This window comes from Ralstonia pickettii (assembly GCF_001699815.1).
GTDB classification, from domain to species: domain Bacteria; phylum Pseudomonadota; class Gammaproteobacteria; order Burkholderiales; family Burkholderiaceae; genus Ralstonia; species Ralstonia thomasii.
Genome location: NZ_MCGB01000106.1, coordinates 1 through 25,089, shown reverse-complemented (window position 1 = coordinate 25,089; position 25,089 = coordinate 1). Strand labels below are relative to the sequence as shown.

Genomic DNA, 25,089 nt, shown 5'->3' with positions numbered 1-25,089 from the left:
GCACGTATTGGAGCCGTCGTCGTGGCGCCGTGTACGGGCACCCTTTGGCACGGAATTGGTGCAATTACCTCGCGCGTCATCGACGCCGCGCTTCGCCAGCACCATCATGGAATCAACGGGGTGCAGCACCATCAGGCGGATTCGGTGCCCCGGCGACAGCACCGTATTGCGCTCGCCGTATGGAACGCGGCCGCACGGAGTGCTGTCGAAGGCGCCCGCACGAGCATTCGCTTGCGCGTTGACTGGCGAACGCCATGTCCCGTAAAATCGTGCGGTTTTAAATCCGCCTGACCCAAAGCGGTGCGGCATGATGAAAGCGCATTCTTCCATGCAGCCAACCGACCGGCAACGGCCCGATTCTTACGCTTCGTTGAAAGCCGCCCGACCCACGTCGGCGCAGGATCCGAAGCGCGACGGTTGGGACGATGAGGAGCAGGCGGAGCCGCCGGTGCATGTGCTCTCGCATGACGAAGCGGTCGCCCTGTTCGGCGAGCAGGCTCTGCAGGCCTCGCGTATCACGCCCTTTTCCATCGTGCTCGGCCAGGTGGCCATCACACTGTTGTGTGCGCTCGGTTGGTATGTCGGCACTTGGTTCGCGGGAGCGGGCGCTGCGTCAGCCGCCGAGGCTGGATTGTCGGCGCTGCTGGGCGGTGGCGTATGCGTGGTGCCTTCGGCATGGTTCGCGATGCGGCTGTCGACGGCCAAGGGGTTCGAATCCATCGCCCGTCTGGTAGTGGGCGAAGCGATCAAGGTGCTTGGCACGGTCGCGCTGCTGGTGATCGTGGTGGTGGTGTTCAAGGGCCTGCATTGGCCGCCCTTGCTGATCACCCTGATCCTGGCGCTCAAGATGTATTGGGTCGGTCTCGCGCTGCGATAGTGCGTTGAATCGGCTCCAGCCCACCACGACATGGCGGGCACACTGGACGTGTTGGTACACGGCAAGGACCTGATGCAGGAGAAGCCAGGTTCATTGCGCTGACACTCCGCAAGAATAAGGTGGCGTGTTTCAGCCGCGTGCAGTCCGCGATCTCCAGGGGAAACCTGGTTGCATCGGGCGCGAGTCGGAACGGGTCACGAAGAATGTTTCGCAATATTGGACTGAATCATCATGGCAACTGAAGTCGCAGAAGCCGCCGGCCACGCCGCCGAGCACGCTCTTACGCCTTCCGCGTATATCGCGGAGCATTTGCAGAATTTCAACAGCATCGGTGGCAAGCAGGCCTCCGTCGTCGACTTCTCCGTCATCAACTGGGACACGATGTTCTGGTCCGTGTTGATGGGCCTGATCGGCATCATCGTCCTGGGCATTGCCGCACGCCGCGTCACCGCCGGCGTTCCGGGTCGCTTCCAGGCTTTCGTTGAACTCGTTGTCGAGATGGTCGACGATCAGGCCAAGGGCATCATCCACGGCGATCGTTCCTGGATCGCTCCGCTGGCGCTGATGGTCTTCGTGTGGGTTACGCTGATGAACGCGGTCGACCTGATCCCGGTGGACTGGGTCACGGGCGTCAACCACCTGCTCGGTACCTTCGGCGTGCACGTCCCGCACCACCGCGCGGTGGCCACGGCTGACCTGAACGGTACGTTCGGCATGTCGTTCGCTGTGCTGATCCTGATGATCTACTACAGCTTCAAGATCAAGGGCGCCGGCGGCTTTGCACACGAGCTGCTGTCGGCACCGTTCGGCGCCAAGTGGTACCTCGCGCCATTCAACCTGATCCTCAACATCATTGAATTCCTCGCCAAGGCTGTGTCGCTGGGCATGCGGTTGTTCGGCAACATGTACGCGGGCGAACTGGTGTTCCTGCTGATCGCGCTGCTTGGCTCGGTCTGGACGTTCGGTGCTGATACGTCGGCACTGGGTTTCGTGGGTCACGTGGTGGCTGGCGCAGTGTGGGCGATCTTCCACATCCTGATCGTGCTGCTGCAAGCCTTCATCTTCATGATGCTGACGCTGGTGTATATCGGCCAGGCACATGAACACCACTAAGTAGTTGCGGTTCAGGTTCTCCGGTTCCGTTTGATTTTTCCAAGTTCTCAAGTTCTTAGTCTTTCACGTAAAAGGGAGTCATCATGCAAGCATTTCTCGCCAACATCCAAGGTCTGACCGCCATCGGTATCGGCATCATCATTGGCCTGGGTGCTATCGGCGCCTGCCTCGGCATCGCACTGATGGGCGGTAAGTACATCGAAGCCTGCGCACGTCAGCCTGAACTGATGAACCCGCTGCAAACGAAGATGTTCCTGCTGGCTGGCCTGATCGACGCGGCATTCCTGATCGGTGTTGGTGTGGCCATGCTGTTCGCGTTCGCCAACCCGCTGCTGTCGGTCATCAAGTAATTCTTTTCGGTCTGCATGATGCCGGAGGCGGCTAGGGTGAACGCACCGCGTGACCCTCGCCGCTTCGTGCATTGATCCGTAGTCTCAATACCGAAAGGAACACACCATGAACCTGAACGCCACACTCGTCGCGCAGATGGTCGTGTTCTTCATCCTGTGGTGGGTTGTTGCCAAATTCATTTGGCCGCCCCTGGTGAAGGCGCTCGACGAACGCGCGAAGAAAATCGCCGATGGCCTGGCCGCTGCCGATAAGGGCAAGGCTGAGCTGGAGCTGGCCAACAAGCGGGTCGACCAAGCACTGACCGAGGCGCGCAATGAAGGCGCGCAACGCATCGCGGACGCTGAAAAGCGCGCCCAGATGACCGCCGATGAGATCAAGCAAAACGCCCAAGCCGAAGCCGCGCGCATCATCGCGCAAGCCAAGGCCGAAGCCGAGCAGCAAACCGTGCGCGCGCGTGAATCGCTGCGTGACCAGGTTGCTGTTCTGGCCGTCAAGGGTGCCGAGCAGATCCTCAAGCGTGAAGTCAATGCGCAGGTCCACGCCGATCTGCTCAATCAACTCAAGGCTGAGCTGTAATCATGGCAGAACTCGCAACCGTTGCCCGTCCGTACGCAGAGGCGCTGTTCCGCGTGGCGAAGGCCGGCAATCTGGGTGCATGGTCTGAGCTCGTGTCGGAAATGGGGCAAATTGCCGCCGTGCCCGACATGAAGGCAGTCGCCGATGATCCGAAGCTCTCCAAAGCCGATGTGGCGGGGATCTTCCTGTCGGCGCTGAAATCTCCGGTATCGCATGAGGCGAAGGAACTGGTTGGCCTGCTGGTGGCCAACAAGCGCCTGACGCTGTTGCCGGAAATTGCCGCGCAATTCCATGTGCTGCGGAATGCCAGCGAAGGCGCCGCCGACGTCGAGATCACCAGTGCGTTCCCGCTTGAGGGCGCGCCCCTGACCGAACTGGTCGCCACGCTCGAACGCAAGTTCGGCAAGAAGCTGCAGGCTCACGTGAGCGTCGATCCTTCGTTGATCGGCGGCGTGCGTGTGCAGATTGGCGACGAAGTGCTCGACACCTCGGTGCGCGCGCGCCTGACGCAGATGCAGTCTGCGCTGACCGCCGCGTAATGCTGTTTCGCGAGGCGCCGATGCAATCGACGATATCGCGCCCGCAGACAGATTGAAGAATTAGGAGCATTCGATGCAACTGAACCCCTCCGAGATCAGCGACCTGATCAAGACCCGTATCGAGGGCTTGAAGGCTGGCGCTGACGCAAAGAACACCGGCACGGTCATCTCCGTGACGGACGGTATCTGCCGCATTCATGGCCTGTCGGGCGTGATGCAAGGCGAAATGCTGGAATTCCCGGGCAACACGTTCGGCCTCGCGCTGAACCTCGAGCGCGACTCTGTCGGCGCTGTGGTGCTGGGTGAGTACGAGCACATTTCCGAAGGCGACGAAGTCAAGTGCACGGGCCGCATTCTGGAAGTGCCGGTTGGCCCGGAACTGCTGGGCCGCGTGGTCAACGCACTGGGCCAGCCGATCGACGGCAAGGGCCCGATCAACGCCAAGAAGACGGACGTGATCGAAAAGGTCGCTCCGGGCGTGATCGCGCGTCAGTCGGTGAGCCAGCCGGTGCAGACCGGTCTGAAGTCGATCGACGCAATGGTGCCGATCGGCCGTGGGCAGCGTGAGCTGATCATTGGCGACCGCCAGACCGGCAAGACCGCCGTGGCAGTCGACGCCATCATCAACCAGAAGGGCAAGGGCATCTTCTGCGTGTACGTGGCAATCGGCCAGAAGGCTTCGACGATCGCCAACGTGGTGCGCAAGCTCGAAGAGCACGGCGCGCTGGAATACACGATCGTGGTGGCTGCCGCCGCTTCCGATTCGGCTGCCATGCAGTACCTGTCGGCCTACGCCGGCTGCACGATGGGCGAGTACTTCCGCGACCGCGGCGAAGACGCGCTGATCGTGTATGACGATCTGACCAAGCAAGCTTGGGCGTACCGTCAGGTTTCGCTGCTGCTGCGCCGTCCGCCTGGCCGTGAGGCTTACCCGGGCGACGTGTTCTACCTGCACTCGCGTCTGCTGGAGCGTGCTGCGCGTGTGAACGCCGAGCATATCGAGAAGATCACCAACGGTGAAGTCAAGGGCAAGACCGGTTCGCTGACCGCACTGCCCGTGATCGAAACGCAGGCCGGCGACGTGTCCGCGTTCGTGCCGACCAACGTGATCTCGATTACCGACGGCCAGATCTTCCTGGAAACCGACCTGTTCAACGCAGGTGTACGCCCCGCAATCAACGCCGGTATTTCGGTGTCGCGTGTGGGTGGTGCTGCCCAGACCAAGGTCATCAAGAAGCTGTCCGGCGGTATCCGTACCGACCTGGCCCAGTACCGTGAACTGGCTGCGTTCGCGCAGTTTGCTTCCGACCTGGACGAAGCGACCCGCAAGCAGCTCGAGCGCGGCCGCCGCGTGACCGAACTGCTCAAGCAGCCGCAATACCAGCCGCTGCAGGTGTGGCAGCTGGCCGCGTCGCTCTACGCAGCCAACAACGGCTTCCTCGACAACGTGGACGTGAAGGACATCCTGGCGTTTGAAAAGGGCCTGCACGACACGCTGAAGACGAAGTACGCCGACCTCATCAACCGCATCGAAGATACGAAGGATCTGTCGAAGGACGATGAGGCCGCCCTGCGTGCCGCGATCGAGGATTTCAAGAAGTCCGCCGCGTTCTAACCGCGTCATTCCCTGAACTGGTCACGCTTAGCCTGCGTGGCCAGGTCGGAACGGAGAGAGTGAAATGGCCGGAACAAAAGAAATCCGCACCAAGATCAAGAGCGTGCAGAACACGCGCAAGATCACCAAGGCGATGGAAATGGTCGCCGCATCCAAGATGCGCAAGGCGCAGGAACGGATGCGTGCTGCCCGCCCGTACGCCGAGAAGATCCGCAACGTGGCTGCGCACATGGCGCTGGCCAATCCGGAGTACAAGCACCCGTTCATGGTTGCGCGCGACATCAAGCGTGCCGGCCTGATCGTCGTGACGACGGACAAGGGCCTGTGCGGTGGCTTGAACACCAACGTGCTGCGTGCCGTCACCACCCAACTGCGCGATCTGCAGAACAAGGGCGTTGAGACGCAAACCACCGCCATCGGTACCAAGGGCATGCAGTTCCTTGGCCGCGTCGGTGCAAAGGTGGTCTCGAATGTCGTGCATCTGGGCGACACGCCGCATCTGGAAAAGCTGATCGGTGCAATCAAGGTGCAGCTGGACGCGTTCAACGCTGGCCAGATCGATGCCGTGTACCTGGCGTACACCCGCTTCATCAACACGATGAAGCAGGAGCCGGTGGTCGAGCAGCTACTGCCGCTGACCGCCGACAAGCTCGCGCAGAGCGATGCCGAGAAGCAGGCCTACTCGTGGGATTACATCTACGAGCCGGACGCGCAAACGGTGGTCGACGAGCTGCTGATCCGCTATGTCGAGGCGCTGGTGTACCAGGCGGTGGCCGAGAACATGGCCTCCGAGCAATCGGCCCGGATGGTGGCGATGAAGGCGGCTTCGGACAACGCGAAGAACGTGATCGGCGAACTGCAACTGGTCTACAACAAGACCCGTCAGGCAGCGATCACGAAGGAACTGTCCGAGATCGTCAGCGGCGCAGCTGCAGTCTGATAGCCACGGCAAAGAATCAAGTTATTGGAGATACAAATGAGTATCGCAAACGGAAATATCGTGCAGTGCATCGGCGCCGTGGTGGACATTCAGTTCCCGCGCGACGCGATGCCGAAGGTCTACGACGCGCTGGTGCTGGACGACAGCAACGACGCTTCGTTCGCCGAGAAGGGCCTGACCTTCGAAGTGCAACAACAGCTGGGCGACGGCGTGGTGCGTACCATTGCGCTGGGTTCGTCCGACGGTCTGCGTCGCGGCATGCGCGTGGCGACCACCGGTGCGCCGATCTCGGTGCCGGTCGGTCACGGCACGCTGGGCCGCATCATGGACGTGCTGGGTCGTCCGATTGACGAAGCCGGCCCGATCGCCTGCGACGAAAAGCGCGCGATTCACCAGAAGGCCCCGAAGTTCGACGAGCTGTCGCCGTCGGTGGACCTGCTGGAAACCGGCATCAAGGTGATCGACCTGGTCTGCCCGTTCGCCAAGGGCGGTAAGGTGGGTCTGTTTGGTGGCGCCGGCGTCGGCAAGACCGTGAACATGATGGAGCTGATCAACAACATCGCCAAGCAGCACTCGGGCTTGTCGGTGTTTGCTGGCGTGGGCGAGCGTACCCGTGAGGGCAACGACTTCTACCACGAAATGAAGGACTCCAACGTGCTCGACAAGGTGGCCATGGTGTTCGGCCAGATGAACGAGCCGCCGGGCAACCGTCTGCGCGTGGCGCTGACCGGCCTGACGATGGCCGAGCGCTTCCGTGACGAAGGCCGTGACATCCTGTTCTTCGTCGATAACATCTACCGCTACACGCTGGCCGGTACCGAAGTGTCGGCACTGCTGGGCCGTATGCCTTCCGCCGTGGGCTATCAGCCGACGCTGGCTGAAGAAATGGGCAAGCTGCAGGAACGTATCACGTCGACCAAGACTGGCTCGATCACGTCGATCCAGGCCGTGTACGTGCCTGCCGATGACTTGACCGACCCGTCGCCGGCAACGACCTTCCTGCACCTGGACTCGACCGTCGTGCTGTCGCGTGACATCGCTGCACTGGGTATCTACCCCGCAGTGGATCCGCTCGACTCGACGTCGCGCCAGCTCGACCCGCAAGTGGTTGGCCAGGAGCACTACGAAGTCGCCGACCGCGTGAAGAAGACGCTGCAGCGCTACAAGGAACTGCGCGACATCATCGCGATTCTGGGCATGGACGAACTCTCGCCGGAAGACAAGCTGGCTGTGGGCCGCGCCCGTAAGATCCAGCGTTTCCTGTCGCAGCCGTTCCACGTTGCAGAAGTGTTCACGGGCTCGCCGGGCAAGTACGTGCCGCTGAAGGAAACCATCCGCGGCTTCAAGATGCTGGTGGACGGCGAGTGCGATCACCTGCCGGAACAGGCGTTCTACATGGTCGGCTCGATCGACGAAGCCTTCGAGAAGGCCAAGAAGCTCCAGTAAGAGCAACGTCTGGCACCGCGCGTGAGCCGGGGCCAGTACTGGCTTCCTGAAGCCCCTTCAGGAAGCCGCTTTTCTGAGCAAAGGAATCGAGATGGCAACCATTCATGTAGACGTCGTCAGCGCTGAGCACGAGATCTTCTCCGGCAATGCCAAGTTCGTGGCGCTGCCTGGTGAAGCCGGCGAGCTGGGCATTCTGCCCGGCCACACGCCGCTGATCACGCGCATCAAGCCGGGCGCCGTGCGCATCGAGAAGGAAGACGGCGGCGAAGAGTTCGTGTTCGTTGCCGGTGGCATTCTCGAAGTGCAGCCGAAGAGGGTGACCGTGCTGGCCGATACCGCAATCCGCGGTCACGACCTGGACGAAGCCAAGGCGAACGAAGCCAAGCGTGCGGCTGAAGAGGCGCTGCAGAATCAAGGCAGCGACCTGGATCTGGCCCGTGCGCAGAGTGAACTGGCCGTGGCCGCTGCGCAGCTTGCAGCGATCGCGCGCCTGCGTCGCAAACGCTAGGGCAAGTGTGTACCGGCCGGTGTCATCGGCCGGCGCAGAGGAAAAAGCAGCCCCGAAAGGGCTGCTTTTTTTTTGCCTGAGAACTGGCGCAGTGCCTGCTCAGCGGTGCTCACCTTCGCGCTTCTCATCACCGCGATTGCCTTGCGGATGCGGCTGGGCCTCGTGGTGTTCCTGCCGAGGTGGTTGTGCCTGCTGCTGCGGTTGTGGCGCACGAGCTTCAGGCGGACGCGGTTGAGGCTGCGGCTGTGGCGGGCGCATCTCAACGTGCGGTTGCGGTGCGGGACGCGGGGCTTCCATGTGCGGTTCCGGCCGGCGTTGTTCGGGCTCGGGGCGTGCGCGCATCTGCGGCGGTTCGTTGTGCTGGCGCTCCTGCATGGCCGGTGCCGGGTTACCGTTGAAGCGATTCGGCTCCTGGCCGCCGCGCTGCGGCTGAGGTTGTGGCGCTTGCGCGCCGGCTTGCGGCAGTTGCGGACGCGGTTCGAAGGCGCGGCGCTCGTCTCGCGGTGTACCGGGCGCGCCGTCGCGCAGCGGTGGACGTGTCGTCATGCCCGCCGGGCCTTGTGGCGCCTGTGTAGTCTGCGGTTGTCCCGGGCGGTCCTGCGGCGCGGCGGCACCCGGCAGCGGGCGTGGCCGGTTGATCGCGCCCGGGGCCATCAGACCCTGTGGAGCTGATCCAGGTTGGGCACCATGGGCCGTCTGCGCATTCTGCGGGTTTGGGGAGCCCATCAACCCTTGCGGCCCATTCGGACCGCGTTGTTCCGCCGGTCGGCCAAGCTCGTTACCGGCGCGTGAGGGCCCATTTGGTCCATTGGGCCCACTCGGCGCGGCGCGGGTCAACCGTAGACCCGCTGCCTGCGCAGCGGCTGGCGCGGTCGGCATTCCCGTATCGGCGTGGCCTCGCACTGGCGCAACGCGGGCGCTCACGTTGCCGCCCGTCCATGCCGGGCCAGCGCCCGGGAGCGCACCGCCTTGAGAGCGGAACCGTTCTGCCAATGCATCGTGTCCACCTGCCGGCGCGGCGGGTGCTCGTACTGCAATCGCCTGACGTGCAAACGCCTGCGGCGGCGGCAACTGGTGCGGCCCGCCGTTGGCCGCTGCACCCACCAGGCTGGCACGCAGCGGTGCCAGCGCCGGCGTCGACACAAACTGCGCATGCGCCATCTGCGCGCGCAATTGTTCCGGTCGCAGATGCGTCATGGCGGGACCGACCGGCTGGCCGTTGACGAAGGTCTTGGCTGGCACCGCCGTCAGTGCGGCTGGGTTGTTGGCATTGACATAGGTGACGCGGTTCACGTTGCGAACGTTGGTCACGTTGGTGGTGTTGTTGATGATGGTCTTGTTGACCGTGACGTTGTTCACCACCACCGTGCGGTTGATGTTCGTCACGTAGGTCGGGCTGGCCGCATACACCGGGCGATACGCCTCGCCCGGCGCCAGCGGGAACCATGCCACCCCCGGCGAGCCGATCGAGATGTTGATCCCCCAGCTCACTCCACCGCCGCCTCCGCCGCCCACGAAGCCGACGAGCGCTGGCGCATAGACCGGCCGCGGTACCACCGGTCCCGGCACCCAGCACCACGTCGTGCCGACGTACGCCCAACGGCCGTAGTGGAAAGGCGCAAAGCCCCACGGCGCGTCGTCCACCCACGTCCAGCCCCAGGGCGCCACCCAGGCCCAATGGCCCGTGCGATACGGTGCCCAGCCGACGGGCACGGCGCGCGGTACCCACACGGCGCCATAGCCGTCTTCTTCACGCCAGGTGCCGTTGTCGTCGAGGGCCTCGTAGCCGGTCATTTCGCGGCCGACGTAGCGGGCGGAGACCGAAGCGTCTTCGCGTGCATCGCGCGATTCGGCCCAGCGGTCGAAGGCGTCGCGACCTGGGTTGTCGGTGCCGCCGGCCTCGGCGAGGTCCGTGCCGCCGAAGCGGATTTGCTGACCTGCGCCCAGCGGCGTGGAGCGGTCATCGCCGTAGGCCGTGCCCTGACCGTGCCACACGGTGACGGTCGTGCTCGAACCATCGGGGGCGACGTCAAGACGGTATTCGCCCGGTGCCTGCGGCGTGAACGCCAGGTTGGGCGTATCGATCTCGATGGTCTGGTCGGCCGGCAGCGACCGCACGCGTACCGACAGCGCGCCTTGCGTGAGCTTCACCTGCGTGTTGCGGTCGTCCAGGTCGACGAGCGTGGCGCCGGTGTTCTGGCCCAGGCGCAACGCTGTGGAGCCGACGTGGAGCTCACTGTGGCTGCCTTGGTCGGACCACAGGCGGTCACCCGTGGTGAGCGGGCGGTTGAGCGAGGCGCCGGCCCAATCATCGGAGCCGGCGGGCGCGAAGCTCACCGTGCCGGAAAAGTCCGACAGCCGCGCCACCCGTGAAGCCGGATCGGCTGCCATCGCGGCCTGCGCACCGCAGACCAGCAGCACGGCGGCAACACCTACCGCGCGCAACACATACGGCAGCCGTACACCGGAAAGGGGGGAACGACGGGAAACTTTGGACATGATGAGCCCTCGTTTTTATAGCGGCCTGTGCCGCGTGGATGTCTCCATTTAACGCGGCAGGCGGCGAGGGGTCGACTTGCCTTTGTAAGAGCGTGTTTCGCGGTAGCAGGCAGCCCCCAGATGTATCGGCTGGATCCAAGGCACTTGCGAGAGGCGGGAAGCTGTCGGGCAGGCGCGCGAATTGCGCACACAAAAAAAAGCGCGCGGGCCGGGGAGCGCCGCGCGGACGGGAAATCCCTTCGAGGGGTCAATTCGAAAGGAGGGGGTAACCTTGCACCGGGGTCTGCGTCCGTGGTCGTCGCCCTGGACGGGGATGGTCATCCGGCGCCTGATATGGCGCACAACAATTGGACACAAACGCTGAGGTGCGAAGGCATTGTGGGTGACGGGGTGGCCCCGAGGCGTAACAAAGTGTGTCGGATTGCAATCGAATGCAAGCGCGGTAAAAGCCGCCCTGTGTGAGTCCGAAAGCGCCTGAAGGGCCGGTTCGGGGAACGCCTGCTGCACCTGCACAGTCCCATCGTTTTGCCGCTGAGGCAGACGGGGCTTGGAAAACGGCGAACCAGCGGTGTGTGTCCTAGTCTGGGGTGTCGGGTTGATAGGAGGGAGGCATGCACAGGCATGCGATGCACGATGTGTTGCAGAAGTCGGTGAGGGCGGGCGTTTTTGTTACCTTGATGGGGGCACTTGGCGGGTTGGGCAGCGCACAGGCCGGAACAGAAGCGGTCTTCGCTGCGCCTGCAGCACCCGCGAGTGCGCCGCCCGCCTCGGCACCTGTTGCTTCTGCGCCAACTGTCCCCCTTGCAAAAACGAAAGAGCAGCACGAGCGCCTGGCGGGTAGTTTCTGGCAGGGCACGGTGGGAAAGGGCGCCGACAGCCCAGGGTGGAACGTCTGGCTGAACGTGTACGACCCGCCACCCAGAGGGCAGGACGCGGACAAGGACCCGGTGGCCGACACGCTGACTGGCGATGCCTACGACGACCGCCCCCAGGGCCGCACCTTCTGGACCATCGAAGGGCGCAACGTACCCGAGCGCCGCTTCGTGTGGCGCGAGCGCGCAGAAGCACTCGATGCGGCTGGCCAGCCCGTCGTGCGCGAGGGCGGCACGCTCTCCGGTGCGCTGTCGGCCGACGGCTCCACCGCCACCGGCACCTGGAGCGATGGTGGCCGCAGTCAACCCTTCACGCTCAAGCGCGTGGCGCGCTATCAGGAGTCCACGGGCGCTTCCGGCCAGGCCAAGCTGACCGAGCGCTATCCGGTGACGGGCGATGCCGGCATCGACACGCTGATCCAATCGCTGCGCGTGCGCAAGTGCGATCAATTCGACAACGAATGCGTCATCCGCATCAGCGCCATCGGTTTGGGCGACACCGTGAGCCTCTTGCGCATGGTCTGGGCCTACAGCGGCGGCGCGCACGGCAACTACAGCTTCACCGCCGGCAACTGGCGACGCGGTGCGCAGGGCTTCCAGCCGATCGCCTTGGCCGATGTGCTGAACCCCACATCCGCCTGCCTGCAGAGCTTCAATACGCAGATTGTCGATGCGCTCAAGCGCGAAGGCGCACCCGATGCGCCGCGCGGCGCCCTCAAGGAGCGCGACCTGCGTAACGCCGCGTTTCCGTTTACGCTGCAAGGTGACCGCATCGTCGTGCACTACGGGCCGTATGAGGTCGGACCCTATTCGTCGGGCGCGTTCCGTGCTGCCGTGCGCATCGATGACCTGGGCGCCGCATGCAAGCGGCCCGCAACCTGATTCCATCTGCATCGTCAACCATGTTGTCCGCCAATCCCTCCTACGCTGACGAGCAAGCCACCATGCGCCGGCTGCTGTCCGGCAAGACCATCGCCGTGGTCGGGCTGTCGCCGCGTCCCACGCGGCCCAGCTATGACGTGGCGCGCTATCTGCAGCAGGCCGGCTATCGCATCGTGCCCGTCAATCCGCAGCACGCGGGCGAAGACGTGCTCGGCGAGCCCTGCTACGCCACGCTCACCGAAGCTGCGACGACGCTTGCCGCCGCCGGCCAGCGCATCGATCTGGTCGATATCTTCCGGCGCTCAGAGCAGGTGCTGCCCGTCGTGCAGGAAGCCGTGATGCTGGGCGTGGGCGGCATCTGGGTGCAGCTCGGCATCGTGAATGACGAGGCGATGGCCGTGGCGCGCAACGCTGGCATTCCGGCCGTGCAAGACCGCTGCACGAAGATCGAACACTGGCGACTCGGCATCGGCGAGCAAAAATAAATGTCAGCCCCCAAGGCGCCCTGTGCGACGAACGCGACGGCGCCCCGGACTGACATTCCGCTGCCGCTCGCGCCGTGCGGCTTCCTGACGTATCGGAAGGTCCAAGCCAGCGCGACGCGCTACACTCGGGCGGTCGTCGCATCCCGCTTACGTCATGGCCGTCGATCCGCAAATCCTGCAGTTCTACCAACGCCTTGCCGAACAGTTCGGCGCCCTGCCACTGCCCGAGGACGCAGCCGCGCAGCGCGCGCGCTTCGAGGCGATTGCTGCGGTATCCGCCCGACCCGATCCCGACGGCGTTGAAGTTTCTGACTTGAGCGTGCCGCTTGCGGGCCGCACGCTCGACGCCATCGTCTTTCGTCCGAAAGGCGTGGCAACGCCGCGTTTGCTGGTGTGGTTTCACGGTGGCGGATGGGTGGTTGGCGCGCCGCGCACAACGCATCGCATGCTGGCCGCATTGATGGCGCAAGACACCGGCTGCGCCGTGATGAGCGTCGACTACCGCCTCGCGCCGGAGCATCCATTTCCCGTGCCGGCCGATGATGCCCGCGACGCGCTCGCGTACCTGGCCGAGCAGCGCGTGCACCTCGGCTTCGATCCGGACTTCCTGGCTGTGGGTGGCGACAGCGCCGGCGGCCATCTTGCGGTGCAGGCCGCGCAGGGTGCGCGCCCTGGCCTCGTCAATGCGCAGTTCCTGCTGTACCCCGTCACCACGCCGGCTTTTGGCAGCGAGAGCTACAACGCGTTTGCGCAAGGCCCCGGCCTCACGCGCGATGAAATGCGCTGGTACTGGGAGAAATACATCGGTGCAGACGCCCTCGCCAAGCCCCTCGCCGAGCAAGACCCCCGCATCTTCCTGATGGCGCGCACGCCGGCAACTACGCCGCCCGATACCGTCGTCATCGTGGCGGCGCACGACGTGCTGCGCGACGATGGCCTGCAATACGCCGACTACCTCGTGCAGCACGGCGCGCAGGTCATCACCATCGAAGCCTCGGGCATGACGCACGCCTTTGCGCGCATCCAGTTCGAGGCCGAGCGTGCACGTGAATGGATGCGCCGCGCGGCGCACGCATTCGTCGGGATGATCAGCGGGGAATAAGTGAGGGGCAGGGCCTAACGCGTCGGCGTGCGGCGCTGGCGGAACGCGGCACGCACGCGGCGTGTGACAAACAGCGAGAGATAGTCCTGCACGCTGGCATCTGCCGCCAACGCGCGCATCGTCTGCATGTACTGCTCGCGGACGAGATCGGCCGGTGCGCCGGTGTCCTGTGCGATCTGCTGGATCTGCTCGTCCTGGTCTGCGATGGGGGTACCCATGTGTCCTTCCCGTCGTTGCTTTGGCAGTGACGCGCGGGGCTGACTTGCGCGGCGAGTGATCACTATAGGAAACGCGCCGGAACAATCCAGCCTTGTTGCAAAGCTTTCAGCGGGCAGCCTGTGCGGCATCAAACCGGTGCTGTTGCCGGTGCAAACACTGCACCGGCAAGGATCATTTCCCCCAGTTCGCGGGCATGCTCTGCAGACCGATGGCAGCGCCCGATACGTCCGTCACGCGGGCCAGTTCACGATACGCAATGGCCTGCACGCGTTCGGGCAGCGGCACGAACTTCGCACGCGCGGCCAGTTCGTCGCCGTGGAAGTAACCCCACGTCAGGAACTTCAGCGCGGCCAGCGTGCGCGCGCCCGATGCGCTGACCACCGGCACGACGATGAAGGTGCCCATAGTGATCGGCCACGTTTCCGCGCCCGGCAGATTGACCAGCGGCGCGGTGAAATCGCCCTTGCGGTTCCATGCGCTTTGCGTGACGGCTTCGCGGAAACCGCTCACCTGCGCGCTGACGAAGCGGCCCGCGACGTTGCGCAGTTGCACGCCGCTCAGGTCGTTGTCGAGGATGTAGTTGTAATCGACATAACCGATGGCGCCGGACGTGGCCTGCACGGCTTTGACCACATCGCCGCTGCCCTTGGCCGCTGTGAAGCCTGCGGGCCAGTTGATGGTCGACTTCGTGCCGTACGTGCTTTTCCATTCGGCGCTGACGGCGCTCAGGTAATCGGTGAAGTGGTACGTCGTGCCCGAACCATCGGCGCGCACGACCGGATGGATCTTCAGCTTGGGTAGCGTCACACCCGGGTTCAGCGCGCGCAACTCCGGCGCATCCCAGCTCTCGACCTTGCCAAGGAAGATCTGCGCCAGCAGTTCGCCCGTCAATTTGAGCTGACCGCGCGGTACCCCTGGCACGTTCACAAACGGCACCGCACCCGTCACCACCGACGGCACGCAGACGAGGCCCGCCTTGGCAGCCTCCGCGCTGGAGAGCGGCACGTCGGACGCACCAAAATCCACGGCGCCTGCGCGAATGCGCTTCAGGCCTTCTCCCGAGCCCACCGCGTCATAGCTGAGCGTAACGCCGGATGACGCGGCATACCCCGCCGCCCAGACGCGATAGACCGGTGCAGCGGCGGTCGAACCTGCCCCGCGCACCTCCGCGCGAGCGAGAACCGGCAAGCCCGCAGCCGCAACGGCCAGGGCGAGAACAACGTGCTTGAACATGAGAAGACCTGCGGGGCTGCAGAAGACGCAAAGCATGCGATTGTAGCGACGCGCATGTGACAGCACGGCGTGTAGCCCTGATAGAGCCCATCTACAACATGGGGATCTGTTGTAAGACGTTCCGCAAACGTTGGGCGGAGTAGGGGGTGGGATCGGCGGTTTTGTTTAGGACCCGCCGCTCCCCGGCTACCGATCAGGCGACGGTGCTGGCCGCGTCGGCCTTGATCAAGCCCTCGGCTTTCAACGCTGCCACCACCTGCGGCCGCGCACCCACCCGTGCCATATACGCCTGCACATGCGGATACGCGCCCATCGGCAGCGCCAGGAAGTTCGTCCAGTTCAGCACCGCAAACGCATAGGCGTCGGCCACGCTGTAGGTGTCGGCCAGGTAAGGCTGTTTGGCGAGGCGGGCGTCGAGTTCGGCAAAGCGCTTGGCGAGCTTGTCCTTGGCGCCCTGGCGCGTGGCCTCGGGTGTGTCCTTGTACCAGAGCGGGCCGAAGCCTTTGTGCAGCTCGGTGCTGACAAAGGTGAGCCATTCGATCACGGCCAGGCGGTGCGCGCTGCCGGGCTTGCCGATCAGCGCCTGTGTCGGGTCGAGGTCGGCCACGTACTGCAGCAGCGCGGCAGCTTCGGTGTGGCGCGAGCCGTCGGCCAGCTCCAGCAGCGGCACGTAACCGCGCGGCGAGATCGTGTAGAAATCCGTGCCATCAGCGGTGAGGTGCTTGGCCAGGTCGACGGCGGTCAGGTCAAACTGCGCACCCACTTCGCGCAGGGCGATATGGACGGCCAGCGAGCAGGCGCCGGCGGAGTAATAGAGCTTCATGGTCTGGGTCTCGTGAACAGGTTGGGAAAGCCGCCAACGGCGGCGGTGACGACACTGTAGGATTGCGTCAGTGCCAATGAAATAGGCAGAACAGCAAATCATGCTTGCGCAAACGCAATACCGATTGAGCGCGGCAGACCTGGAGATCGTGCTGGCGATGGTGCGCACGGGCACGTTGGCGGCGGCTGGTGAACGGCTTGGGGTGGATGCGTCCACGGTGTTCCGGTCGTTGCAGCGCATCGAGCGCGGGCTGGGCGCCACGCTGTTTGCGCGCTCGCGCACGGGCTATCTGGCGGGCGACCTAGCGCACGCGCTGGCGGAGCAGGCCGAGCAGGTGGAGTCGGCACTGGAGGCCGCGCGATCGGCGGTACATGCCGTGCCGGACCAAGTGTCGGGCACGGTACGCATCACCACCACGGACACGATCCTGGTCGGCCTGGTCGCCCCCGCGTTGAAGGCGCTGCAAGCCCAGCATCCGAACCTCAACTACGACCTGCGTGTGAGCAACGAGCTGGCCAGCCTGACCCGGCGCGATGCCGATATTGCCGTGCGGGCCACGCGCCGTCCGCCGCAGCATCTGGTGGGCAAACACATCGGGCCGATTCGCGTGGGGTTATACGCGGGGCGCGCAAGCGGCATCACCTACGCCGATGTCGAAGCTGGCCGCACGCCGTGGCTCGCCATTGACGATGCAATTCCGGATCACCCGTCAGTCAGTTGGCGCAAACGGCATTTCCCCAAGGTCATGCCCACGTACTTCGTCAACAGCTTGCAGATCGCGGCCGAGATGGTCGGCATGGGCATGGGCGTCGGGATCCTGCCCGTGGTGATGGCGCAGACGCGCAGCGATCTGGTGGCGCTGCGGGATCTGCAAGACGCCAATCAATCGGAGCTATGGCTGCTGACGCATCCGGAGTCGCGCCACCTGCGGCGGATCGCGGTGGTGTATGGCCACTTGGCGCAGACGCTGCGTCTGCCGTAGTTCAGTTCGCAGCAACGGCCGGGGCGACGACGGGCTCGTCGGGAATGAGCGCGGCGCGGCGACGCAGATCCTCCGTTGTCTCGCCACGGCCATCGGGCCGCCAGCCCGGCGGGCGGAACAGGTAGCCAAAAACCTCGCCGGCCGAGCGGGCGGTCTTCAGGTCTTGCCACAGCGCCCGCCAGTGCGCGAATTCGATCACCAGCAGGTTGTACGTGCGCATCGGGTGCACGAGGCCGTAGCGGCACGGCACGTCTTTGCGTTCGGGGATGTAGGTGCCGAACAGCCGGTCGAACACGATCAGCACGCCGCCGTAGTTGCCATCCAGATATTCGAGGTTGGACGCGTGGTGCACGCGGTGTGCCGAGGGCGTGTTCAGCACCCATTCCAGGGGCCCCAGGCGGGGAATCCACGTGGCGTGGATCCAGAACTGGTACAGCAGGTTGAGCGACAGCAGCATCAGCACGATGCGCGGCGGCATGCCCAGCAGCGGCGCCAGCGCAAAGAAGGCGAGCGTGCCGGTCAACCGGCCCGTCCAGCCGAAGCGGTAGGCAGCCGAGAGGTTCAGGTCATTCGGCGAGTGGTGGATGGCATGCGTGCACCAGAACCAGCGCACGCGGTGCGCGGCGCGGTGGTACCAGTAGTAGCAGAACTCCTGGCCGAGAAAGCACGCGGCCCAGCCCGTCCAGTGGTCCATCGGCAGCGTCCAGAGACGATGCTGGTAGACCCATTCGAGGCCTGCGTCCAGAACGCCAGAGGCAGCAGCCAGCGTAGTGGGTACTCGCGTACCAGGAAATCGACCACCGACACGCCGGCGGCCTTCCAGTCGTAGCTGGCCCACCCGTTTCTCAGCGACAGCACGATCGCCTCGGCCAGCGACGACACCAGCACGAGCACGACGGCGATCTTCAGGATGGTGAACAGCACGGCCATGACGCTGGGCTCCGGGCTCCGTTGGGAATGCCAGCGACGGTACTGCAAACGGTGCGGGGGCGGCAATCGGGGCCGACGCCGGGGTGTCTTACAACGTGTTCAACGCGCCCAGGTGTTGTTGCGGTTCCCCGGTGGCGGGGTCGATTTGAAGGGCGTCGTGCATGGGCTTGTGTTTCAACCGGGTGAATTGCCTGGGCAATCATGCGAGGCGTTGCCTTTTGTCGCAGCCATCCTTTTGTGGGAACGGGTTTTGCCGCCTCAAGTTCGCCTGTGCGGTGCCGTAGCAGCTTGAGTGGCCCCGACAGTCAGCAGTCGGTTCTGGAGGGCGCTGCGGCCAATACCGTACGCAGTCAGATTCATGGAAAACGTTTCGCCTAGAAGAATCATGATCTCCTCCCTCCGCACCCGCATTCTCTTCATCTCATCGGCCACCGTGGTTGGTGCCCTGGCGCTGTCTGGGGCCGCAACGTATTCCATCGTGCGTTCCAACACGATGGAATCGATCGACCAGAACCTGGCCGCCGTTGCCAGCGGCAACACGCTCGCCATCGACAAGTGGGTCGGGGCAAAGGCACAGGCCGTGAAGGCCACCGCCGGCGTGATCGAGCACGGTGACCCGCAAGGCTTCGGCAAGCACATGGGCGATGCCAACGGCTTCCCGATCATCACGATCGGCTGGACCGACAAGAGCTTCATCTCCACCAGCGCCACCACGCCCAAGGACTACGATCCGACCGGCCGCCCCTGGTACAAGCAGGCAATCGCTGCGGGCCAACTGCTCGTCACCAAGCCCTACGGCGACGTGTCGACCGGCGTGCCGTACGTGTCGTTTGCTGCGCCGCTCGTCAAGAATGGCGAAACCACCGGTGCGTTGTCCGGGGCTGTGCCGCTCGACGGCGTGCGCGAGGTGGTCGCGGCGGTACACCCGACACCGTCGAGCCTCGCCTTCGTGGTCGCCAAGGATGGCCAGGTGATCGCTCACCCTGACGCAAAGCTGATGCTCAAGCCGGCCACCGACGTTGCGCCGTCGCTCACCGTCGATACGCTCGCCAACCTGGCCAAGGCGACGTCGCCGCTGGAGGTTGAACTGGCCGGCGCGCCGAAACTGCTCAAGGCGCAGGCCGTGCAGGGCACCGACTGGTATCTTGTAATCGCGCTGGACAAGGCCGAAGCCACCGCCGGTTTGCGTAACGTCGTCAAGGCGCTGGCCGTGGCCATGGTGCTGCTGACGCTGGCCGCTGTGGGCATTGCCGCGTTCTTCACGTCGCAATCGTTCCGCCGCCTGTCGCAGGTGCGCGATGCGATGGACACCATCGGCTCCGGCGGCGGCGACCTGACGCACCGCCTGCCCGTGGTCGGCAACGATGAAGTCGCGCAGATCAGCGCGTCGTTCAACACCTTCATCGACAAGATTGGCGAAGTGCTGCTGGAAGTGCGCGCCAGCGTCGACAGCATGAAATCCGCCACCGGCGAGATCGAAGCGGGCAACCGCGATCTCTCCAACCGGACCGAGGTTTCGGCCAGCAACCTGCAGGAAACCTCTGCCGCGTTGACGGAGCTGACGACCAGCGTGAAGAACTCTGCCGATGCGGCCGTGCAGGCCACGCGCCTGGCCAGCGACGCAAGCGATGCCGCCACGCGCGGCGGCGAGGTGGTTTCCAGCGCCGTCAGCACGATGGACGAAATCGCCAAGTCGTCGGCGCGCATTACCGAGATCATCGGCGTGATCGACAGCATTGCGTTCCAGACCAACATCCTCGCGCTGAACGCTGCAGTGGAAGCGGCCCGCGCCGGCGAGAACGGCCGCGGCTTTGCCGTGGTGGCCGGCGAGGTGCGCACGCTGGCACAACGCAGCGCTACGGCCGCGCGCGAAATCAAAGACCTGATCCAGGCATCGGAAGCCAGCGTGAAGACCGGCGCGCAACGCGTGCAGGCCGCCGGCGCAACGATGCAGGAAATCGTGCAGGGCATCGAACGTGTGGCGCGCATCATCGGCGAGATCGACGGCGCGATGCACGAGCAGAGCACTGGCATCAGCCAGATCGATCGCAGCGTCGCCGAGATGGATCAGGCCACGCAGCAGAACGCGGCACTGGTGGAGCAGTCGACGGCTGCATCGTCCATGCTCAACGAACAGGCGCACGGCCTGGCTCGCACGGTTGGGCTGTTCAAGTTGCGCAACGTCTGACGCGCCGCTACATTGACCGCCCGTCAAAGTGGGTGACCGGCACGCTGGTCAGATCGATGTCTTCCAGGCAGCGGACGTTGACGGCAATCATTGGTGTGCCGTCGGGCATCGCGCCCTCTGCATAGGGATGGATGCCGCAGGTCGGGCAGAAGCGGTGCTTGATCACATGCTTGTGGAAGAGATAGGTGCTGGCGTTGTCTTCCGGCGTGAGCAATCGCACCTTGTCGCGGGCCACGAACCACAGCAGCGACCCCTTGCGCTGGCAGATCGAGCAGTTGCATGCCATCGCGTTTTCGGGATGCCCCTCAACTTCGAACGCGACGTTGCCGCAGTGGCAGCTTCCTTTGTGTGTCATGCCGGTCTCCTGTGATGTGCGTTTGTGGCGGGCTTTGCGCCGTCCACTATAGGCGAGCCGGTTTGCGTACGAGGGGCACGTTCTCGGGAATCGCCCTAGGTCAATGGCTCTGTGTGCCGATGCGACAATCGCCGCGAGCGCGCCAAACGAATGAGCCAATCAACGCGCCACGGATCGCCGCGCCTTTGCGGCGACCGCGTCATGAGGAGCCATCATGCATCGCCATCGTCCTGTTACCGTGATCCGGTCGGTTTCTGCCGCCGCCATCTTTGCCGGCTGCGCCGGCGCGTTTGCGCAAGCGTCGCAACCGGCTGCGGCAGCGGCTCCACCCTCGGCACCGCCGCTCTCGGCGCAGATCATCAACATGGGCGGTATGGCCCCGGACGAGGTCGGCCCAGTCATCGCCGAGATGGGTACGCTGCGCACCAAGACGCTGGTGACGGCGGCCAATGGCACGGTGGGCGTCCAGGTCGGCACCGTGGCCAAGCACACGCACACGTACTCCGACGAGATCCAGTATGTAATGTCGGGCACGGCCACCGTCTGGCTCGACAACGCGCCGCGCGAGGTCCGGGCGGGTGATCTGATCGTGATCCCTCGTGGCGTGGTGCACGGAACGCTGACCACCAGCACGGATTTCAAATCGATGGCGATCAAGCTGCCGCCGCAGCGCGCCGGCGATACACACAAGGTGCCGTGATATCTGCGCCCTGATCTTCGGCATGTTGGCCTGGGTCAGGTCGGAATAAAAACACCATCCCTTACAATGGCGCCCTCCTAAAGAGTCCATCGCCATGTCCGCACCGCTCGCCAACGACACCTTCCTGCGCGCCCTGCGCCGCCAGCCCACCGACTACACGCCGCTGTGGCTGATGCGCCAGGCGGGCCGCTATCTGCCCGAGTACAACGCCACGCGCGCACGGGCTGGCAGCTTCCTCGGCCTGGCCAAGTCGCCGGCGTATGCGACCGAGGTGACGCTGCAGCCGCTGGATCGCTATGCGCTGGACGCGGCAATCCTGTTCTCCGACATCCTGACCGTGCCCGACGCCATGGGCCTGGGGCTGTCGTTTGCACAGGGCGAGGGCCCGCGCTTTGCCAAGCCGGTGCGCACGGAAGCCGATGTGGCTGCGCTGTCGGTGCCTGACATGTCGTCTCTGCAATACGTGTTCGACGCCGTGGCGGAAATCCGCCGTGCGCTCGTGCAGGACGGCCGCCAGCGTGTGCCGCTCATCGGCTTCTCGGGCAGCCCGTGGACGCTCGCCTGTTACATGGTCGAAGGCGGCGGCTCGGACGACTTCCGCACCGTCAAGTCGATGCTCTATGCGCGCCCGGACCTGATGCACCGCATCCTGGAGATCAACGCGCAAGCCGTGATCGACTATCTCAACGCGCAGATCGATGCCGGTGCCCAAGCTGTGCAGGTGTTTGATACCTGGGGCGGTGCCTTGGCCGATGGCATCTATCAGCAGTTCTCGCTGGCCTACATGGCGCGCGTGGTGGAAGGCATCCGCGCCGGGGCAGACGGCCAGCGCGTGCCGGTCATCCTCTTCACCAAGGGCGGTGGCCTGTGGCTCGAAGCCATGGCCGAGACCGGTGCCGACGCGCTGGGTGTGGACTGGACCGTCAACCTGCAGCTTGCGCGCCAGCGAACGGCAGGGCGCGTTGCCCTGCAGGGCAACCTGGACCCGACGGTGCTGTTTGCTGAACCCGACGCGATTCGTGCCCAAGTGCGTCGCGTGCTGGAAGACTACGCAGCCGGCGGCGGCAGCGACGGCCACATCTTCAACCTCGGCCACGGCATCTCGCAGTTCACACCGCCCGAAGCGGTGTCGGTGCTGGTGGACGAGGTGCACAGCTTCAGCCGCGCGCTGCGCACGAAAGCGAGGTCACACGGTTGAGATCAATGCTGCGGTGCGATAGCGTTTGAATCGTGCCGCAGTCGTGCGTGAAGCCAGGGGCACGAGTTGAATCTTCGCCGCTTTGGTGCATTAGGGGTGAGTGACTACTTGCGTGCCGGTGGCCCCATCTGGCCCGAAAGAGGTGTCAAGCGATTTATTTCGTGCTTTCTGGTGCGTAACCCGGCTGTCAAGACTTGACTTATGCACAAAGCTGTCGCGGCTGGTTCTTTCCGCGGCGCAACAGGGAAGGCTGTGTGCACCCAACGCATAAGTGTTTGATTTTTCTGAAAGAAAGGCGTGTGCGCGTAAATCGTGCAAGCTAGAAAAACGGTGAGTCCATTGGCCTTTGCAGAGACTGCAGGCGACTTTTCAACAAAGTTATCCACAGGCTATGTGGATAGCCCGGAAAACGGTCGCCGATCATGGCGCCAAGCCACAAACCTCAAGTAATACTTGAACATCGAACCGGCCACGGCAATGGCTGTAAAGGCAAGGTGAGATGGGCAAGACGCATTTTCCAGGTGCAGGATCCGCCGCTGCATCGCAACATTCCCTTTGCAATTCAACCGTTTGCGCCTTGCATGACCACGTCCCAAGTCGACGCCGCGTTTTCTGATGCCAAGGTGTCGGCCTCCATTGCTCGCGTGGTGATTGATACGCCGCTCGATGCGGTGTTCGATTACCGGTGTGGGCAGCCCGTGCTGCCGGGGCAATTGGTTGTGGTGCCGTTTGGCAACCGGCGTGTGGCGGGGTTAGTCGTCGAAACCGCCGCGACCACCGATGTGCCGCAAGAAAAGCTGCGCGATGTCGAGCGGGTGCTCGACTGGGTGCCGCCGCTCGACGCCGAATGGCGGGCCCTGGCCGAATTTGCTGCCGGCTACTACCACCGCGCGCTCGGCGAAGTGACGTTACCGGCGCTCCCGCCGCTGTGGCGAACCCCGGGCAGTTGGGACAGTCTCGCCCGGCAGGCCACCGAAACCGTCTACGTGATGTTTGAACCGGCCCGGGCAGCGTTGCTGGACAGCATTCCGAAACGTGCGTCTGGCGCCATGCGATTGGCCGAAGCGCTGACCGGCGATGGCGAGCTGTCCACCAGCGCTGCTGTTGAACTGCACGGGCAAGCCGTCGCCAAGCTGCGGGATTGGACGTCCGTCGGCTGGCTGCGCGCAGAACTGCGGCCGAAGGCGCTGTTGCCGCAACCGCTCGAACTGCCACTGCCTTCCATCGCGCCCGCACTGAACGACGAACAGACCGCCGCCGTGGCAGCCATTGCCCAGGCGGGGGCGGCCGGCAACTTCAGCCCGTTCCTGTTGTACGGCGTCACCGGCAGTGGCAAGACCGAGGTTTACCTGCACGCCATCGCCGACGCCTTGGCGCGCGAGCCCGCCGCACAGGTCCTGATGCTGGTGCCCGAGATCAACCTGACGCCACAACTGGAGGCGCGCATTGCGGCGCGTTTTCCCAGTGTGCCCATGGCGGCGCTGCACAGTGGTCTGGCCGAACAGCCGCGTGCGCTGAACTGGCTGGCCGCCCATCGCGGTGAGGCGCGCATCGTGCTTGGCACGCGGCTGGCGATGCTGGCGTCGCTGCCCAAGCTCGCGCTCATCCTCGTCGACGAGGAACACGACACTTCGTACAAGCAGCAGGAGGGCCTGCGCTATTCCGCACGCGACCTGGCGCTATGGCGCGCCAAGCAGCGCAACATCCCCGTCGTGTTGGGCTCGGCCACGCCGTCGCTGGAGACCTGGTGGCGCGCGGAGCAGACGCCCACCACGCGCCTGACGCTCTCGCGGCGCGCGCAGGCCGAAGCAGTGCTGCCGCGCGTGTCGCTGATCGACCTGAATCTGGAGCGCCGCGCCGGGCGCCAGATTCGCGATGGGCTGTCCAAGCCACTTGTCGATGCGATTGCCGATCGTCTGGCGCGCGGCGAACAGAGCTTGCTGTTCCTCAACCGCCGCGGCTACGCGCCCGTGCTCTCGTGCGACGCGTGCGGCTGGCTGTCGGGCTGTCCGCGCTGCTCGGCGTACCTGGTGCTGCACAAGCCCGAGCGGCGCCTGCGCTGTCACCACTGCGGGTACGAATCGCGCATTCCGCATCACTGCCCAGACTGCGGCAACGTCGACATCGCGCCGCTCGGGCGCGGCACCCAGCGCATCGAAGAGACGCTCGGCGAGCTGTTTCCGCAGGCCCGCGTCGCCCGCATCGACGCCGATTCCACGCGCCGCAAGGGCAGCGCCGAAGCGCTGTTCGACACCGTGCACGAAGGCAGCGTCGACATCCTGATCGGCACGCAGATGGTCGCCAAGGGGCATGACTTCCAGCGCGTGACGCTGGTGGGCGTGGTCGCGCCCGACCCCTCGCTGTTCTCGCACGACTTTCGCGCAGGCGAGCATCTCTTTGCATCGCTGATGCAGGTGGCGGGGCGCGCGGGCCGGGCGGGGTTGGCGGGCGAGGTGCTGATTCAGACGCGGTATCCAGATGCTCCGGCGCTGCAGGCGCTGGTTCGGCACGACTACGATGGGTTTGCGCGCCAATTGCTGCGGGAGCGCAAGCAGGCCGGGCTACCGCCGTTTGCCTATCAGGCGCTGCTCACTGCCGAGCACAAGGAAGTCGCGCGGGCGCTTGAATTCTTGAGTGCTGCGCGCTCGGCAGGTGA

General features: G+C 64.7%; 22 protein-coding genes and 1 pseudogene. 17 read left to right on the top strand and 6 right to left on the bottom strand.

Annotation, left to right across the window (positions count from 1 at the left end; all coding sequences use genetic code 11):
* Nucleotides 1-328 precede the first annotated feature (328 nt).
* The 9 genes from BEK68_RS23075 to BEK68_RS23035 all read left to right on the top strand — a co-directional run bounded on the left by BEK68_RS23075 (nucleotide 329) and on the right by BEK68_RS23035 (nucleotide 7,965).
* Nucleotides 329-877 (top strand): ATP synthase subunit I, encoded by a 549-nt coding sequence (locus BEK68_RS23075; protein ID WP_012436729.1) that lies wholly within the window; start codon nucleotides 329-331, stop codon nucleotides 875-877.
* A gap of 231 nt (nucleotides 878-1,108) precedes the next feature.
* Entirely contained in the window at nucleotides 1,109-1,990 is an 882-nt protein-coding gene (atpB, locus tag BEK68_RS23070; RefSeq protein WP_004628622.1) for a F0F1 ATP synthase subunit A, read from the top strand.
* Between the two features lie 83 nt (nucleotides 1,991-2,073).
* Nucleotides 2,074-2,340: a F0F1 ATP synthase subunit C gene (gene atpE / locus BEK68_RS23065; protein WP_003262709.1), complete on the top strand. Its 267-nt coding sequence runs from the start codon at nucleotides 2,074-2,076 to the stop codon at nucleotides 2,338-2,340.
* 106 nt (nucleotides 2,341-2,446) lie between these two features.
* A complete protein-coding gene (locus BEK68_RS23060; RefSeq protein WP_004628630.1) occupies nucleotides 2,447-2,917 on the top strand; it encodes a F0F1 ATP synthase subunit B in 471 nt (156 codons plus the stop codon).
* A gap of 2 nt (nucleotides 2,918-2,919) precedes the next feature.
* Entirely contained in the window at nucleotides 2,920-3,456 is a 537-nt protein-coding gene (locus BEK68_RS23055; RefSeq protein WP_004628631.1) for a F0F1 ATP synthase subunit delta, read from the top strand.
* A 73-nt stretch (nucleotides 3,457-3,529) separates the two neighbouring features.
* Nucleotides 3,530-5,071 carry a F0F1 ATP synthase subunit alpha gene (atpA, locus tag BEK68_RS23050; RefSeq protein WP_004628633.1) on the top strand — a complete coding sequence of 514 codons (1,542 nt, stop codon included), beginning with the start codon at nucleotides 3,530-3,532 and terminating at the stop codon, nucleotides 5,069-5,071.
* A 64-nt stretch (nucleotides 5,072-5,135) separates the two neighbouring features.
* Nucleotides 5,136-6,011, top strand: a complete 876-nt coding sequence (atpG, locus tag BEK68_RS23045) for a F0F1 ATP synthase subunit gamma (protein WP_004628636.1) — start codon at nucleotides 5,136-5,138, stop codon at nucleotides 6,009-6,011.
* A 42-nt stretch (nucleotides 6,012-6,053) separates the two neighbouring features.
* Nucleotides 6,054-7,457 carry a F0F1 ATP synthase subunit beta gene (atpD, locus tag BEK68_RS23040; RefSeq protein ID WP_024542535.1) on the top strand — a complete coding sequence of 468 codons (1,404 nt, stop codon included), beginning with the start codon at nucleotides 6,054-6,056 and terminating at the stop codon, nucleotides 7,455-7,457.
* Between the two features lie 91 nt (nucleotides 7,458-7,548).
* Nucleotides 7,549-7,965: a F0F1 ATP synthase subunit epsilon gene (locus BEK68_RS23035; RefSeq protein ID WP_004628639.1), complete on the top strand. Its 417-nt coding sequence runs from the start codon at nucleotides 7,549-7,551 to the stop codon at nucleotides 7,963-7,965.
* Nucleotides 7,966-8,064: 99 nt separating this feature from the next.
* Here the strand turns inward: BEK68_RS23035 and BEK68_RS23030 are convergent, their stop codons facing one another.
* The gene (locus BEK68_RS23030; protein WP_065851918.1) at nucleotides 8,065-10,464 is read right to left on the bottom strand and encodes a DUF6600 domain-containing protein; all 2,400 of its coding nucleotides are present in this window, start codon (nucleotides 10,462-10,464) and stop codon (nucleotides 8,065-8,067) included.
* 611 nt (nucleotides 10,465-11,075) lie between these two features.
* Between BEK68_RS23030 and BEK68_RS23025 the strand changes: the two genes are divergently transcribed.
* From BEK68_RS23025 to BEK68_RS23015, 3 genes are all read left to right on the top strand, one after another.
* A complete protein-coding gene (locus BEK68_RS23025) occupies nucleotides 11,076-12,218 on the top strand; it encodes an RsiV family protein (protein ID WP_012436727.1) in 1,143 nt (380 codons plus the stop codon).
* A gap of 23 nt (nucleotides 12,219-12,241) precedes the next feature.
* Entirely contained in the window at nucleotides 12,242-12,703 is a 462-nt protein-coding gene (locus BEK68_RS23020) for a CoA-binding protein (protein ID WP_024542534.1), read from the top strand.
* 154 nt (nucleotides 12,704-12,857) lie between these two features.
* Entirely contained in the window at nucleotides 12,858-13,805 is a 948-nt protein-coding gene (locus tag BEK68_RS23015) for an alpha/beta hydrolase (protein WP_012436726.1), read from the top strand.
* A gap of 14 nt (nucleotides 13,806-13,819) precedes the next feature.
* Here the strand turns inward: BEK68_RS23015 and BEK68_RS23010 are convergent, their stop codons facing one another.
* The 3 genes from BEK68_RS23010 to gstA all read right to left on the bottom strand — a co-directional run bounded on the left by BEK68_RS23010 (nucleotide 13,820) and on the right by gstA (nucleotide 16,080).
* Nucleotides 13,820-14,023 carry a DUF3562 domain-containing protein gene (locus BEK68_RS23010; protein ID WP_004628649.1) on the bottom strand — a complete coding sequence of 68 codons (204 nt, stop codon included), beginning with the start codon at nucleotides 14,021-14,023 and terminating at the stop codon, nucleotides 13,820-13,822.
* A 172-nt stretch (nucleotides 14,024-14,195) separates the two neighbouring features.
* Nucleotides 14,196-15,257 (bottom strand): phosphate ABC transporter substrate-binding protein PstS, encoded by a 1,062-nt coding sequence (gene pstS / locus BEK68_RS23005; protein WP_004628651.1) that lies wholly within the window; start codon nucleotides 15,255-15,257, stop codon nucleotides 14,196-14,198.
* A 193-nt stretch (nucleotides 15,258-15,450) separates the two neighbouring features.
* Complete coding sequence (gstA, locus tag BEK68_RS23000) at nucleotides 15,451-16,080, bottom strand: glutathione transferase GstA (protein ID WP_012436725.1); 630 nt, start codon at nucleotides 16,078-16,080, stop codon at nucleotides 15,451-15,453.
* Nucleotides 16,081-16,180: 100 nt separating this feature from the next.
* Here gstA and BEK68_RS22995 point away from each other — a divergent pair, with 100 nt between their 5' ends.
* On the top strand, nucleotides 16,181-17,062 hold the full coding sequence (locus tag BEK68_RS22995; RefSeq protein ID WP_012436724.1) for a LysR family transcriptional regulator: 882 nt from the start codon (nucleotides 16,181-16,183) through the stop codon (nucleotides 17,060-17,062).
* Nucleotide 17,063: 1 nt separating this feature from the next.
* On the opposite strand, the pseudogene BEK68_RS22990 reads toward BEK68_RS22995, so the two are convergent.
* Nucleotides 17,064-17,992 (bottom strand): annotated as a pseudogene (locus tag BEK68_RS22990) (sterol desaturase family protein).
* Between the two features lie 385 nt (nucleotides 17,993-18,377).
* On the opposite strand from BEK68_RS22990, the gene BEK68_RS22985 reads away from it, so the two are divergent.
* Nucleotides 18,378-20,180, top strand: coding sequence for a methyl-accepting chemotaxis protein (locus BEK68_RS22985; protein WP_012436722.1), 1,803 nt, complete (start codon nucleotides 18,378-18,380; stop codon nucleotides 20,178-20,180).
* 7 nt (nucleotides 20,181-20,187) lie between these two features.
* On the opposite strand, the gene BEK68_RS22980 is transcribed toward BEK68_RS22985, so the two are convergent.
* The gene (locus BEK68_RS22980; protein WP_012436721.1) at nucleotides 20,188-20,535 is read right to left on the bottom strand and encodes a GFA family protein; all 348 of its coding nucleotides are present in this window, start codon (nucleotides 20,533-20,535) and stop codon (nucleotides 20,188-20,190) included.
* A gap of 214 nt (nucleotides 20,536-20,749) precedes the next feature.
* On the opposite strand from BEK68_RS22980, the gene BEK68_RS22975 reads away from it, so the two are divergent.
* The 3 genes from BEK68_RS22975 to BEK68_RS22965 form a co-directional block, all read left to right on the top strand.
* A complete protein-coding gene (locus BEK68_RS22975) occupies nucleotides 20,750-21,235 on the top strand; it encodes a cupin domain-containing protein (protein ID WP_012436720.1) in 486 nt (161 codons plus the stop codon).
* Between the two features lie 94 nt (nucleotides 21,236-21,329).
* On the top strand, nucleotides 21,330-22,433 hold the full coding sequence (gene hemE / locus BEK68_RS22970) for a uroporphyrinogen decarboxylase (RefSeq protein ID WP_012436719.1): 1,104 nt from the start codon (nucleotides 21,330-21,332) through the stop codon (nucleotides 22,431-22,433).
* Between the two features lie 581 nt (nucleotides 22,434-23,014).
* Nucleotides 23,015-25,089 (top strand): primosomal protein N' (locus tag BEK68_RS22965; protein ID WP_065851922.1); only part of this gene is annotated, 2,075 nt, incomplete at its 3' end.